Source organism: Amycolatopsis sp. NPDC051045, from assembly GCF_040682955.1.
Lineage (GTDB): Bacteria > Actinomycetota > Actinomycetes > Mycobacteriales > Pseudonocardiaceae > Amycolatopsis.
This window is the reverse complement of record NZ_JBFBCC010000013.1, coordinates 1-12,696: the sequence shown is the minus strand read 5'-3', so window position 1 is coordinate 12,696 and position 12,696 is coordinate 1. Positions and strand designations below refer to the sequence as shown.

The following is a 12,696-nucleotide window of genomic DNA, read 5'->3' as shown; positions in this document are numbered from 1 at the left end:
GGACGTCACAGATCCGACGCGCGCCGGAACGCCCTGCGCAGCAACACCGTGACGGCCGCGCCGAGCAACCAGCCCAGTGCGAAACCGGCGACCGGCGGCCACGGCGGAGGTCGCAGCCACCAGTGGTACGCCGCGGCGCAGCCGGCGGAGAGCACGGCCAGCAGCCCGACCCCTTCGAACGCCAGCCGGGTGGGGTGCACGAAGTTCCAGCCGGTGACGCTGAACCAGCCGCGTGCGGTCGGAGCGGCCAGTGCCGCGGTCCGCCAGGTCTCCCATTGGATGCCGCTCCGCCAGCGACTCCCGGACGTAGCGCCGGATCAGTTTGATGTGGAAGTCGTGCAGGATGTACCGGCTGCCCAGCAGGTACGACGACAGCGGGATCAGCAGCAGCACAGCCAGGTTCGCCGTCCCCGAGACGGCGACACTGGCGATGGCGCCCGCCGAAGCCAGCTGCAGGGCGAAGACGCTCCACTGGGCGGTCGCCCGCCGCTCGACCTCGGCCCGCAACGCCGCGTACTCGGCCAGCATGACCTGGGTGCGGATCGCCGGATCGGGGTCATCACTGTCGTCGCCGTCCGGTTCCCGCATGCCGCCAGGCTCCCACGCCCCTCCCGGCGGCGGGACCGCCGAGCGGCTGGGACCGCCCGGTGTCGCGCGCCGCGGCGTCAGCTCTGGCTGGGGATCTCCATCGCCCGTTCCCAGCCGGACGGCAGGCGGCTGACGTTGAGCGCGTGGTCGAGCCCGCTGGCCGAAAGGGCCCGGCGCACCACCCGGTTGTCGCCCGTGACGATGCGCAGCGTCGCGTTCTCGCGGACCGTGCGCGCCTGGATGCCGCCGAGGGCGGCGAGCCCGGCTCCGTCGAGGAAGTCGACCTCGGACAGGTCGAGCACGAGGACGGGGAACCGGCGGTGCGCCCAGGTGCTCAGCGCCGAACGCACCTGGGGTGCGCTGTCCGCGTCGAGCGCGCCGCGGATCCGGACCATGACCGCGCCGAAGTACGGGCGGATCACCTGGATGTCGAACGCAGTGCGCTGTTCGCGCGCCGACGGCGCTACGGGGATCGCCGTCGCTGGGGGCTGGACGACTAACATTTTTCCACGCCTCATTCGCAGATGACGTGACGAACGGGTCTCGCCAACCCGCTCGTTCGCTGGCAAGTCGGGGGACGGAAGGGTGTTGCTGTACCGCACTTCGCAGCGTAGTCCTTGATCCGAACGGCGCAACCCCGCCAACGGCCGAACCCCACACCCCCGCACGCGACCCGCACGCGCGGCCCTCAAACCACCCATTCGAGTGAATCGCCGCCGTGGCCGGCGCCGTTCATGTCCGAGACCGGTAATCGCAGCGGCTCCCGCGGAGAAGGGGGCAGCGACGGCGAACGAGGCCCCTCGGCCGGCCGCGCCGCAGTGCCTCTCCACCCCCGGGTTCGGCCCAGACCGGGCGAAACGGGCGGGAACCGGGCTGCCGGTGGCCACGACCCACCGCGCCGGGAGGCGGCGAGACCGTGCGGCCTCTTGACAGCTTCGTGCTCCCCGCGCATCCTGAGCAATATCAGGGTTCCTGATATCAAGGCACTCAGTGAGGAGTCGCGCCGATGACCGCAGTCGAGGACCGGCCGGGCACCCGGCCACGGCGGCCCGACGTCGAGCCGGGACAGCTGTTCATCGGTGGCCGGTGGACGGAGACGGCCGCGCGCTTCGACGCCGTCGACCCGTCCACCGGGAAGACCCTCACCTCGGTCGCGCGCGCCTCGGCCGCCGACGTCGATGCCGCGGTGGGCGCCGCCCGCGCCGCGTTCGACGGCTGGGCGGCGACGCCGGGCCGGCAACGGGCGCGGGTGCTGCACCGGGTCGCGGACCTCGTGCGGGCCCGGGCGGACGAGATCGTCGCGGTCGAGAGCGCCGACGTCGGCAAGCCCGTCTCGCTGTGCCGGGCGGTCGACGTCGAGACCGTGGCCGAGCAGTACGAGTACTACTCGGCCTTGGCGCAGGGCCTGGACGGCGCGACGCGGCAGATCCCGATCCCGTCGCACGCCTACACCCGCCGCGAACCGCTCGGGGTGGTCGCCGCGATCACGCCGTTCAACTTCCCGCTGGTCCTCTCCACCTCCAAGATCGCCCCCGCGCTGGCCGCCGGGAACACCGTCGTGCACAAGCCGGCCGAAGACACCTCCCTCAGCGCGTTGCTGATGGCCGGGCTGCTCGCCGAAGCCGGCGTGCCCGACGGCGTGCTCAACGTGGTCACCGGCTTCGGCTCGGAGATCGGGGACGCCCTGCTGACCCACCCCGGCGTGGCCAAGATCGCGTTCACCGGGTCCACCGCGGTCGGCAGGCACGCCGCGAGCGTGGCCGGGCAGGGCCTGAAGCCGGTCACCCTCGAGCTGGGCGGCAACGCCGCGCACATCGTGTTCGAGGACGCGGACGTCGAGCAGGCGGTCGGCGCGGCGATCAAGGCGTTCGTGTTCAACACCGGCCAGTTCTGCATGGGCGGGCCCCGGCTGCTGGTCGCCGACGCGCTGTACGACACGGTCCTGGCCGCCCTCGCCGAAGCCGTGCCGCACGTGCCGGTCGGCGACCCGTTCGACCCCGCGACGGTGGTCGGCCCGATGGCGGGCGAGCGGCACCGGGCGAAGGTGGAGCACTACGTCGAACAGGCCCGCGCCGACGGCGGCCGGATCATCGCCGGCGGCGGGCGGCCCGCCTTCGACGGCGACGTCGCGGGCGGATTCTTCGTCCAGCCGACGGTGATCGCGGATCTGCCGGATTCCTCGAGCGTGGTGCAGGAGGAGATCTTCGGGCCCGTGCTGACGGTGCAGCGCTTCGCCACCGAGGACGAGGCCGTCGCCCTCGCGAACGGCACGCCCTACGGCCTCGCGGCCGGGCTGCAGACCACGAACCTCGCCCGGGCCCACCGCGTCGCCGCGCGGCTGCAGGCCGGGATCGTGTGGGTCAACGACTGGGCGATGCTCGACCCCGCGCTCCCCTTCGGCGGCGTCAAGGACTCCGGCTTCGGCCGCGAATACGGTCCCGAATCCCTCGACTCCTACACGCGGACGAAGTCCGTCGTCATCTCCCTCGCCTGAGCCCAGGAGAAACCTCATGCCCACCACGACCACCGCGGCCGTCGTCGAGTCCGCCGGCGCCGGGTTCGCCCTCCGCGAGGTGGCCCTCGACGAGCTCCGCCCGGACGAGGTCCGCGTCCGGATCGTCGCCACCGGCGTGTGCCACACCGACCTCGGCGTCGCCGCCGGCGCCCTGCCGTTCCCGCTGCCCGGGGTGCTCGGTCACGAAGGCGCCGGGATCGTCGAGGAGGCCGGCTCCGCGGTCACGCGGGTCGCACCCGGCGACCGGGTCCTGCTCAGCTACACCTCCTGCGGCCGCTGCGCGAACTGCCGCGACGGCCACCCCGCCTACTGCGAGACCTGGCTGCCCGCCAACCTGCTCGGCGGGCAGCGCCCGGACGGCACGTCCCCGATCTCCCGCGACGGCACCCCGCTCGGCGGGCACTTCTTCGGCCAGTCCAGCTTCGCCGGGCACGCGGTCGCCGACGAACGCAGCGTCGTCAAGGTGGCCGCGGACGCGCCGCTGGACCTCCTGGCCCCGCTCGGCTGCGGGATCATGACCGGCGCCGGTGCCGTGTGGCACGTCCTGTCCCCCCGGCCGGGCGCCACGCTGCTGGTCACCGGCGCCGGCGCGGTCGGCCTGTCGGCGGTCATGGCCGCGCACCTCACCCCGGCGACCCGGATCATCGCCGTGGACCGGGTGCCCCGGCGGCTCGAACTCGCCCGTGAGCTCGGCGCCACGGACACCGTCGACACCAGCGGGCAGGACCTGGCCGAGACGGTCGGCGAGCTGACCGGCGGCCGCGGCGTCGACGGCGTCGTCGAGACCACCGGCAACGCCGGGGTCCTGCGAACCGCGATCGGCACCCTGGCCGCGCGCGGAACCGCGGTCGTGGTCGGTGCGCCCGCGTTCGGCACCGAGGTGCCCGTGGACGTCAACTTCCTGCTCCCCGGCCGGCACGTCGTCGGCCTCACCATGGGCGACGCGGACACCCAGAGCCTCGTGCCGGTACTGGCCGAGCTCGTCGCCACCGGGCGGTTCCCGCTGGAAAAGCTGGTCACCCACTACGAGTTCGGGCAGATTCAACAGGCGGTGGACGACATGCTCGCCGGTACGACGATCAAACCGGTGCTCCTCCTACGCTCGGGGGGTCCAGGGGGGCTTGCCCCCCGGCTGGGGTCTGGGGCTCGACCCCAGAAGACGCTGTGAAGGAGGCGCAGTGAATTTCCCCGACTTCGGTCTGGGCAGTTGGCCCGCGCGGCGGGCGCGGATCTCGCCGGACCGCACCGCGCTGGTGCAGCAGGACCGGTCGCTCACCTACGCCGGGCTCGCCGACCGGGTCGACCGGCTCGCCGCGGCGCTCACCCGGCTCGGCGTGCGCCCGGGCGACCGCGTGGCCTACCTCGGCGTCAACGCCATCACCGTGTTCGAGACGCTGTTCGCCACCGCGCGGTGCGGCGCGATCTTCGTGCCGCTCAACTACCGGCTCTCCCCTGCCGAGATCCGGTACATGCTCGACGACAGCGGCGCCTCCGTGCTCGTGCACAGCCCGGACACCGGCGACCTCGTGGCGGCGGCCGGTTCGCTCCTGGACGGCGTCGTCATCGCGACCGGCCCGGCCGGCGGCGACCTGGACTTCGAAGCGGAGATCGCCGAGGCCGGCCCGCCGCCGGAGACCGCGGTGCGGCTGGAAGATCCGTGCCTGCTGCTCTACACCTCCGGCACCACCGGACGGCCGAAGGCGGCGGTCCTCACCCACGGCAACCTCACCTGGAACACCGTCAACCAGCTGGCGCACCTGGACGTCCTGGGCACCGACAAGGCGCTGTGCATCGCGCCGCTGTTCCACTGCGTCGGGCTCGGCCAGATCACGCTGCCGACGCTGTTCAAGGGCGGCAGCGTCGAGCCGGTGGCGAAGTTCGATCCGGGCACCATCCTCGCCCGGATCGGCGACGCCGGGATCACGAGCTTCTCCGCGGTCCCCACGATGCTGGAGATGCTGTGCCGCCACGAGGACTGGGACCGCACCGACCTGAGCTCGCTGACCTGCGTGCTCTACGGCGGGTCGCCGGTGGCCGAGCGCGTCGCCCGCGCGTGGCTCGACCGCGGCGTGAAACTCCTGCAGGGCTACGGCATGACCGAGGCCTCCCCGGGCGTGTCGATGGCCACCCACGAAGGCACGCTCGGCCACCCGGTCGCCGCCGGGGTGCCGCACTTCTTCACCGACGTGGCGGCCCTCGGCCCCGATCTCGCGCCGCACCCGCTGAGCGGGACGCCCGCCGAGCTGCTGGTGCGCGGCCCGCACGTCTTCGGCGGCTACTGGAACCGGCCCGGCGAATCGGCGGCGAGCTTCGTCGACGACGGCTGGTTCCGCACCGGCGACGTCGTCCGCGTCGACGACGACGGCTGGGCCCACGTCGTCGACCGGGTCAAGGACATGATCATCTCCGGCGGCGAAAACGTCTATCCTGCCGAAGTGGAAGCGGTCGCGGTGCAGCTCGACGCGGTCGACGGCTGTGCCGTGGTCGGCGTGCCCGACGACCGCTGGGGTGAGGTCGGCGCCGCCTTCGTCGTCGTCCGGCCCGGCGCCGAGCTGACCGAAGCTCGGTTCCGCGCCCACCTCGAGCAGCACCTCGCGCGCTACAAGGTGCCGAAACACGTGCGGTTCACCGACGCCTTGCCCCGCAACGCCACCGGCAAGATCCGCCGCGTCGAACTGCGCACCCTCGCCGCCGAAACCTTCACGAACGGACCCGCATGACCAGCCCACTCCTGCCCCCTTCGCTGCGCCTGGAGCTGCGGGACGACATCGCCGTGCTGCGGCTGGCGCGTCCCGAGAAGCGCAACGCCCTCGACGACGCGACCGTGCTCGGCCTCGAGTCGTTCTTCGGCGCTCCGCCTCCGGGGGTCAAGGCCGTCGTGCTCGACGCCGTCGGCGACCACTTCTCGGCCGGGCTCGACCTTTCCGAGCTCACCGAGCGCGACGCGTTCGAGGGCCTGGAGCACTCGATGATGTGGCACCGCGCCTTCGAGCGGCTCGAACGCGGGCGGGTCCCGGTGGTCGCGGTGCTCAAGGGCGCGGTCGTCGGCGGCGGCCTGGAACTGGCGTCCGCCGCGCACATCCGCGTCGCCGAACCTTCGGCGTTCTACGCGCTGCCCGAAGGCCAGCGCGGGCTGTTCGTCGGCGGCGGCGCGTCGGTGCGGGTGCCGCGGCTGATCGGCGCGCACCGGATGGCCGACATGATGCTCACCGGCCGCGTGCTCGACGCCGACGAAGGCCACGCCGTGGGGCTGTCCCACTACCGCGTCGAAAACGGCTTGGAGCACGCGCTCGGCCTGGCCCGCAAGATCGCGGCGAACTCCCCCATCACCAACTTCGCCGTCCTGCAGGCCCTCCCCCGCATCGCCGAGGCCAACCCCGCCGAGGGCTACCTGATGGAGGCGCTGATGGCCGCGGTCGCCAGTGGCAGCGCCGAAGCGAAGGAACGGATGCAGGCGTTCCTCGACAAGCGCGCCGGGAAGGTCGGCCGATGATCCTGCGCCCGGTCGCGCCCGACGTCCGCGAAACCACCGAGATCGGCCGGTACCTGCGGTGGCTGGCGGCCCGCGGCCGCTCGTTCGACGACTACGCCGCCCTGCACCGGTGGTCGGTGACCGAGCTCGACGAATTCTGGTCCTCGATCAAGGAGTTCTTCGGCGTCCGCTTCCACACCCCGGCCACCGCGGTCGTGCCCGACCGCCGGATGCCCGGGACCGAGTGGTTCCCCGGTGCGACCCTCAACTACGCCGAGCACGCCCTCGGCCACGGGCCCGGCGACGAGGTCGCGATCATCGCCTACTCGCAGACGCGGGAGCGCATCGAGCTGACCTGGGCGCAGCTGCGCGATCAGGTCGCGCGCGCCCGCGCGGGGCTGGCCCGGCTCGGGGTCGGCCGCGGCGACCGCGTCGTGGCGTACCTGCCGAACATCCCCGAAACCGTGGTCGCCTACCTCGCGGTCGCGAGCCTGGGCGCGGTCTGGGCCTCCTGCGCCCCCGAGTTCGGCGCCCGGGCGGTGGTCGACCGGTTCGGCCAGATCGAGCCGCGGGTGCTGCTCACGGTGTCCGGCTACCGCTACGGCGCCAAGGACGTCGACCGCCGTGCCGAAGCCGCCGAGATCCGGGCGGGGCTGCCCACCGCCGAGCACGTCGTCCACATCCCCTACGGCGACCACGAACTGCCCGGCACGCTCGCCTGGGACGACCTGCTCACCGCAAGTGCGCCCGGTTTCGAACCGGTCGGCTTCGCGCACCCGCTGTGCGTGCTGTTCTCCTCCGGCACCACCGGAAAGCCGAAGGCCATCGTGCACGGCCACGGCGGGCTGCTGCTCGAGCACCTCAAGAACCACGGCCTCAGCTGGGACCTGCGTCCCGGCGACCGGGTGCTGTGGTTCTCCACCACCGCCTGGATGATGTGGAACGCCCTCGTGTCGGGGCTGCTCACCGGCGCGTCGATCGTGCTGGTCGACGGCAACCCGCTGCACCCGGACCTGGCCTGGCAGTGGCGCCTGGCCCATGAGACGCGCGCGACGCTGATGGGCGCGAGCCCGGGATTCCTGATGGCGTGCCGGAAAGCGGGGCTCGACCCGGCCGCCGAATACGACCTCTCCGCGCTGCGGCAGCTCGGCGCGGCCGGCAGCCCGCTGCCCGCCGAAGGCTTCCACTGGGTGCGGGACACCTTCGGGCCGGACGTCCTGCTCAACGTCGGCAGCGGCGGCACCGACGTGTGCAGCGGCATCGTCCAGGGCGGGCCGCTGCAGCCGGTCCGGGCCGGCGAGATCTCCGGTCCCTGCCTCGGCGTCGACGCCAAGGCGTTCGACGAGCGCGGTGCCGAGGTCGTGGGCGAACTGGGCGAGCTCGTGATCACCGCGCCGATGCCGTCCATGCCGGTCGGGTTCTGGGGCGACGACACGGGCTCGCGCTACCGCGAGACGTATTTCTCGACCTATCCCGGGGTCTGGCGGCACGGCGACTGGATCCGGTTCACGCCCGAGGGAAGCTGTGTCATCGCCGGCCGCTCGGACGCCACGCTCAACCGCGGCGGCGTCCGGCTGGGCACCGCCGAGTTCTACGCCGTCGTCGAGGAGCTCCCGGAGATCGAGGACTCCCTGGTCGTGCACCTCGAAGACCCCGCGGGCGGCCACGGCGACCTCCGGCTGTTCGTGGTGCTGGGCGAGGGTTCCGCACTCGACGACTCCCTGCGCGGGAAGATCGCTTCGGCGTTGCGGAACGCGCTTTCGCCGCGGCACGTGCCGGACACGATCACCGCCGTGCCGTCGATCCCCCGCAACCGCACCGGGAAGAAACTGGAGCTGCCAGTGAAGAAGCTCTTGCGCGGTGCGCGGCCCGACGACGTCGCCGCGCGCGACGTCCTGGCCGATCCCGCATCGCTGGACGCGTTCGTCGCCCTCGCCGGACGGCCGGCATGATCGTCCGGATCACCACGCCGCCCGCCGGCCGCCCGGGGAAGCCCGGCCCGATCACCACCGTCGCGGTCGTCGGGACCGGCGTGATCGGGGCCGGCTGGGCCGCGCACTTCCTCGCCCACGGCTTCGACGTCGTCGCCACCGACCCGGCGCCGGGTGCCGAGGACCGCCTCCGCGCCGACGTCGCCGCGCACTGGCCGACGCTCGTCCGGTTCGGCCTCGCCGAAGGCGCTTCGCAAGATCGGCTGCGCTTCGCCACCGACGCCGGCTCGGCTGTGTCGGACGCGGATTTCGTGCAGGAGAACGGGCCCGAGCGCGAAGACGTCAAGCACCGCCTGTTCGGCGTGCTCGACGAAGCCGCGCGGCCGGACGTGATCCTGGCGAGCAGCTCGTCCGGGCTGCTGCCGAGCGTCATCGCGCGCGGCTGCCCGAAGCACCCCGAGCGCGTGGTGGTCGGCCACCCGTTCAACCCGGCTCACGTGATCCCGCTCGTCGAGGTCGTCCCCGGCGCCGGAACCGCGCCCGAAGTCGTCGACCGCGCGGTCGCGTTCTACACGGCGGTGGGCAAGCGGCCGATCCGGCTGACCCGGGAGGTGCCCGGCCACATCGCGAACCGGCTGCAGGCCGCGCTGTGGCAGGAGGCGTACTCCCTCGTCGAACGCGGCATCGCCACGGTCGCCGACATCGACGCCGCGATCGCCCACGGGCCGGGCCTGCGCTGGGCCGTGCTCGGCCCGTTCCTCAACCAGCACCTCTCCGGCGGCGCGGGCGGGCTGGCGCACGTCCTGCGCCACCTCGGCCCGCCCACCGAAGAGCTGTGGCGCGACCTCGGCCGGGTCGACCTGACCCCGGAGCTCGCCGAAACGCTCGTCGCCGGCGTCGACGCCGAACTGGCCGGCACCGGCCAAGACCGGCTCGTCGCGGCCCGCGACGCCGTCCTCGACCGCCTGCTGGCCGCCAAGGCCGCGGAACCCGACCTGCCATGACCCTGGAGCTCCCGTGGACCTTTCCTCCCTGACCGCCATCGACGTCCACACCCACGTCGAACAAGACGGCCACGGCTGTTTCGCCCTCGACCAGGAACTCCTGGACGCGTCCGCGAAGTACTTCCGCGCCGGCCAGGACCGGACGCCGACGGTGACCGCGATCGCCGAGCACTACCGCGCCCGGAACATGGCCGCCGTCGTCTTCACGGTCGAGGCGCCGGCCGCGACCGGGCACCCGGCGCTCTCGAGCGAGGAGATCGCCGACGCGGCCGCCGAGCACGCGGACGTGCTCATCCCGTTCGGCTCGGTCGACCCGCACGCCGGCAAGGCCGCCGTGCACCGCGCGCGGCGGCTGGTCGGCGAGCACGGGGTGCGCGGGTTCAAGTTCCACCCGAGCCTGCAGGCGTTCGAGCCCGACGACGTCCGGTACTACCCGCTCTACGAGGCGATCGCCGAGCTGGGCGTGCCGGCGCTGTTCCACACCGGGCAGACCGGCATCGGCGCCGGCCTGCCGGGCGGGCACGGCATCAAGCTGCGGTACTCGAACCCGATGCTGCTCGACGACGTCGCCGCCGACTTCCCGGACCTGACGATCATCCTGGCGCACCCGTCGGTGCCGTGGCAGGACGAGGCGATTTCGGTCGCGACGCACAAGGCGAACGTGTACATCGACCTGTCGGGCTGGTCGCCGAAGTACTTCCCGCCGCAGCTGGTGCGCGCGGCCAACACGCTGCTGAAGCGGAAAGTCCTGTTCGGCTCCGACTTCCCGGTGATCACCCCGGACCGCTGGCTCGCCGACTTCGCCGCGCTCGACATCAAAGACGAGGTGCGGCCGTTGATCCTCAAGGACAACGCCATCGAAGTACTCAGGCTCACTTGAACGGCGAGCAACGTTTGTCCGCTACGTCCCGGGGCAACCCGACCCTTCCAGGTCTCACGATCGGAGGCGGCGTCGTGGCGGAGGGTGACGTGCACACCTACTACGAAGACGGACTTTGGAAGAACCGCGTCGAAGGCGGCCGCCGGGCGTCCAACACTTCTCCCCGTCGCGTCGACGCCGTCTTGGCCGGACGGCAGATCGCGCGGAAGCGCCACGTCGGGCACTTCGTCCACACCCCGGAAGGCGAAATCGAAACCGAACGCGACTACCGGCCCCGGCGCGCCACGCGCGGGGCCGCCGCGGATGACGTCCGTCACGGCGGAGCGGCGGATGTAACGGATCACCCGTTCGGACGATAGCCCGTTCGTGTCCGGGGACGCCCCGGCCTTCACGAACGGACTATTCATGCCCCGCCTCCGCTTGGCCGCGCTCCTCACGGCCGGATCCCTCGTCCTCGCCGGCTGTGCCGGCACCTCCGGCACGCCGGCACCGGCCGCCGCCGGCACCACCACGTCCGCGGCGTCCACGACTCCGGCGCCGCCGGCCCTCGACGCCGCCGAAGCGGGGGCCGCCATCACCGCCGCCGCCAAGCAGGCTTCGGCCGTGCACGTCAAGGGCACCATGACCCAGGACGGCAGCAACATCAACCTCGACCTGCAGCTCAACCCGGACAGCGCGAGCGGCACCGTGGTGAAGGACGGCCTCGAGATCCCCGTCCTGCGCGTCGGCGACAAGTACTACTTCAAGTTCACCGATTCGCTGGTGAAGCAGGCTGGGATTCCGGCATCGGCCGGCAAGCAGCTGACCGGCAAGTGGGTGTCGTCCACGGCCAAGATCGGCGAGGGCATCGCGGCGGCCTTCAAGGTGTTCCTCGACTACAAGTCGTTCACCCAGGGCACGCTCGGCGAGCTGGAGAAGGCGAAGTTCACCGCCGGCGAGCCCACCACGCTCGCGGGCACGCCGGCGCTGAACTTCACGAGCCCGGACGGCACCGCCACCGTGGCGGCGGCCGAGCCGCACTACCTGCTGCGCATGCAGGACCCGAAGAGCGGCGCCATGGAGTTCGGCGACTGGAACAAGCCGACCACCGTCACCGAGCCCCCGGCCGCGGAAATCTACTCCGGCCCGGGTTCCTGACCGCCCGCTCCTGCCCCGAGATGGCCTTGGGTGCGTGAGACGCACCCAAGGCCGCCTTGGGGAGCATGACCGAGCTGCTGTCAACGAACCTCAGAAGGGCGACACCGGCCGGCTCAGGGGCGGGCCAGCTGGGCCCACACGGTCTTGCCGCCGGCGCCGGACCGGCTGCTCCCCCACTTCTTCGCGACCTTCGTGACCATCCGCAGGCCGAGGCCCGCGGCGGCCGGGTCGAGCTCCTCCCGCAGCACGGCACTCCGCGAGCTTTCGTCCGCCACCTCGACGGCCAGCGTCCCGCGGCGCAGCTCGAGCCACAGCCGGGGCGCCGAATCCGTGTGGCGGAGCGTGTTTTCGACGAACTCGGTCGCGATCAGCTCGGCGTCCTCGGCCAGTTCCGGCACCATCCACTCCGCGCACATCCCGCGGACGAAACTGCGGGCGCACGCCGACGTGCGCGGCGACCGGTCGAGCAGCCGTCCCGCCCGCCGTCGGGCCGGCCGGGTCAGCACGGCCTCCGCCGTGCCGGCGTCCGGGTACACCGGCACGCAGCGGTCCACCCCTCTCGCGGCGAGCACCGCCCGCTGTTCCGGCCGGCCCGTCACGAGGGCGAACGGGATCGCCGGCCAGTCGCCGACCCGCAGGGCGACGAGGGTGAACACCCTGGTCAGCGCCGGGTCACGCAGTTCGAGGCGCTCGATGTCGATCAGCACGCCGTCCTCGGAGTCCGCCGCGAACTCGAGCAGCCGGTCGCGCAGCGACGGGTACGTCGTCCGGTCGAGCACACCGACGACCGACGCCTTCGCCAGCGAACCCTGCCGGGGCACCAGCCACACCGAATTGTGCCGGGCGAGCACCGGTGACCACCTCCTTCGCGAGCACTCGATCGGATATCCCGTCCCGAACCCGTCAAACACGCCGATTTTCCGATTGGCACCGCCGGAAGGGGGAACTCCTCGGGCTCGGAAGGGAGACCACGTGTTCCGTCACACGAAGCTGCTGCAATTCGAAGCCAAGCCCGAAAAGCCCGACCCCGTCTACGCCCACAAACTCCAAGAACTCATCGGCGGCGCCTTCGGTGAAATGACCGTCACCATGCAGTACCTGTTCCAAGGCTGGAACTGCCGCATCGAAGGCAAGTACAAAGACCTCATCATGGACACCGCGACCGAAGA

At 72.4% G+C, this 12,696-nt stretch carries 13 protein-coding genes; 10 read left to right on the top strand and 3 right to left on the bottom strand.

Annotated elements, in window-relative coordinates:
- Window positions 1-5: 5 nt before the first annotated feature.
- A complete protein-coding gene (locus AB0M80_RS27485; RefSeq protein WP_364570669.1) occupies window positions 6-200 on the bottom strand; it encodes a hypothetical protein in 195 nt (64 codons plus the stop codon).
- 465 nt (window positions 201-665) lie between these two features.
- The gene (locus tag AB0M80_RS27480) at window positions 666-1,091 is read right to left on the bottom strand and encodes an STAS domain-containing protein (RefSeq protein ID WP_364570666.1); all 426 of its coding nucleotides are present in this window, start codon (window positions 1,089-1,091) and stop codon (window positions 666-668) included.
- A 503-nt stretch (window positions 1,092-1,594) separates the two neighbouring features.
- On the opposite strand from AB0M80_RS27480, the gene AB0M80_RS27475 reads away from it, so the two are divergent.
- From AB0M80_RS27475 to AB0M80_RS27435, 9 genes are all read left to right on the top strand, one after another.
- Window positions 1,595-3,082, top strand: coding sequence for an aldehyde dehydrogenase family protein (locus tag AB0M80_RS27475; RefSeq protein ID WP_364570663.1), 1,488 nt, complete (start codon window positions 1,595-1,597; stop codon window positions 3,080-3,082).
- A 16-nt stretch (window positions 3,083-3,098) separates the two neighbouring features.
- A complete protein-coding gene (locus AB0M80_RS27470) occupies window positions 3,099-4,271 on the top strand; it encodes an NAD(P)-dependent alcohol dehydrogenase (RefSeq protein ID WP_364570661.1) in 1,173 nt (390 codons plus the stop codon).
- Window positions 4,272-4,281: 10 nt separating this feature from the next.
- Complete coding sequence (locus AB0M80_RS27465; protein ID WP_364570658.1) at window positions 4,282-5,823, top strand: long-chain fatty acid--CoA ligase; 1,542 nt, start codon at window positions 4,282-4,284, stop codon at window positions 5,821-5,823.
- The gene (locus tag AB0M80_RS27460; RefSeq protein ID WP_364570656.1) at window positions 5,820-6,596 is read left to right on the top strand and encodes a crotonase/enoyl-CoA hydratase family protein; all 777 of its coding nucleotides are present in this window, start codon (window positions 5,820-5,822) and stop codon (window positions 6,594-6,596) included. Before AB0M80_RS27465 ends, AB0M80_RS27460 begins: the two co-directional genes overlap by 4 nt.
- Complete coding sequence (locus AB0M80_RS27455; RefSeq protein ID WP_364570653.1) at window positions 6,593-8,527, top strand: acetoacetate--CoA ligase; 1,935 nt, start codon at window positions 6,593-6,595, stop codon at window positions 8,525-8,527. Before AB0M80_RS27460 ends, AB0M80_RS27455 begins: the two co-directional genes overlap by 4 nt.
- Entirely contained in the window at window positions 8,524-9,510 is a 987-nt protein-coding gene (locus tag AB0M80_RS27450; RefSeq protein ID WP_364570650.1) for a 3-hydroxyacyl-CoA dehydrogenase NAD-binding domain-containing protein, read from the top strand. Before AB0M80_RS27455 ends, AB0M80_RS27450 begins: the two co-directional genes overlap by 4 nt.
- A 13-nt stretch (window positions 9,511-9,523) precedes the next feature.
- Window positions 9,524-10,390, top strand: a complete 867-nt coding sequence (gene couO / locus AB0M80_RS27445; protein WP_364570648.1) for a 4-hydroxyphenyl-beta-ketoacyl-CoA hydrolase — start codon at window positions 9,524-9,526, stop codon at window positions 10,388-10,390.
- Between the two features lie 74 nt (window positions 10,391-10,464).
- Window positions 10,465-10,749, top strand: coding sequence for a DUF2188 domain-containing protein (locus AB0M80_RS27440; RefSeq protein ID WP_364570645.1), 285 nt, complete (start codon window positions 10,465-10,467; stop codon window positions 10,747-10,749).
- Between the two features lie 46 nt (window positions 10,750-10,795).
- Window positions 10,796-11,527, top strand: a complete 732-nt coding sequence (locus AB0M80_RS27435) for a hypothetical protein (protein ID WP_364570642.1) — start codon at window positions 10,796-10,798, stop codon at window positions 11,525-11,527.
- 113 nt (window positions 11,528-11,640) lie between these two features.
- Here AB0M80_RS27435 and AB0M80_RS27430 read toward each other — a convergent pair whose 3' ends face one another.
- Window positions 11,641-12,378 carry an ATP-binding protein gene (locus tag AB0M80_RS27430; protein ID WP_364570639.1) on the bottom strand — a complete coding sequence of 246 codons (738 nt, stop codon included), beginning with the start codon at window positions 12,376-12,378 and terminating at the stop codon, window positions 11,641-11,643.
- 121 nt (window positions 12,379-12,499) lie between these two features.
- Between AB0M80_RS27430 and AB0M80_RS27425 the strand changes: the two genes are divergently transcribed.
- Window positions 12,500-12,696, top strand: a 197-nt coding sequence (locus AB0M80_RS27425) for a manganese catalase family protein (RefSeq protein ID WP_364570636.1), incomplete at its 3' end; no start/stop codon positions are given.

Excerpts from the sequence above, each read along its gene's own strand:
- AB0M80_RS27480 (WP_364570666.1), bottom strand. The coding sequence starts at position 1,091 with ATGTTAGTCGTCCAGCCCCCAGCGACGGCGATCCCCGTAGCGCCGTCG.
- AB0M80_RS27475 (WP_364570663.1), top strand. The coding sequence starts at position 1,595 with ATGACCGCAGTCGAGGACCGGCCGGGCACCCGGCCACGGCGGCCCGAC.
- AB0M80_RS27470 (WP_364570661.1), top strand. The coding sequence starts at position 3,099 with ATGCCCACCACGACCACCGCGGCCGTCGTCGAGTCCGCCGGCGCCGGG.
- AB0M80_RS27460 (WP_364570656.1), top strand. The coding sequence starts at position 5,820 with ATGACCAGCCCACTCCTGCCCCCTTCGCTGCGCCTGGAGCTGCGGGAC.
- AB0M80_RS27455 (WP_364570653.1), top strand. The coding sequence starts at position 6,593 with ATGATCCTGCGCCCGGTCGCGCCCGACGTCCGCGAAACCACCGAGATC.
- AB0M80_RS27450 (WP_364570650.1), top strand. The coding sequence starts at position 8,524 with ATGATCGTCCGGATCACCACGCCGCCCGCCGGCCGCCCGGGGAAGCCC.
- AB0M80_RS27435 (WP_364570642.1), top strand. The coding sequence starts at position 10,796 with ATGCCCCGCCTCCGCTTGGCCGCGCTCCTCACGGCCGGATCCCTCGTC.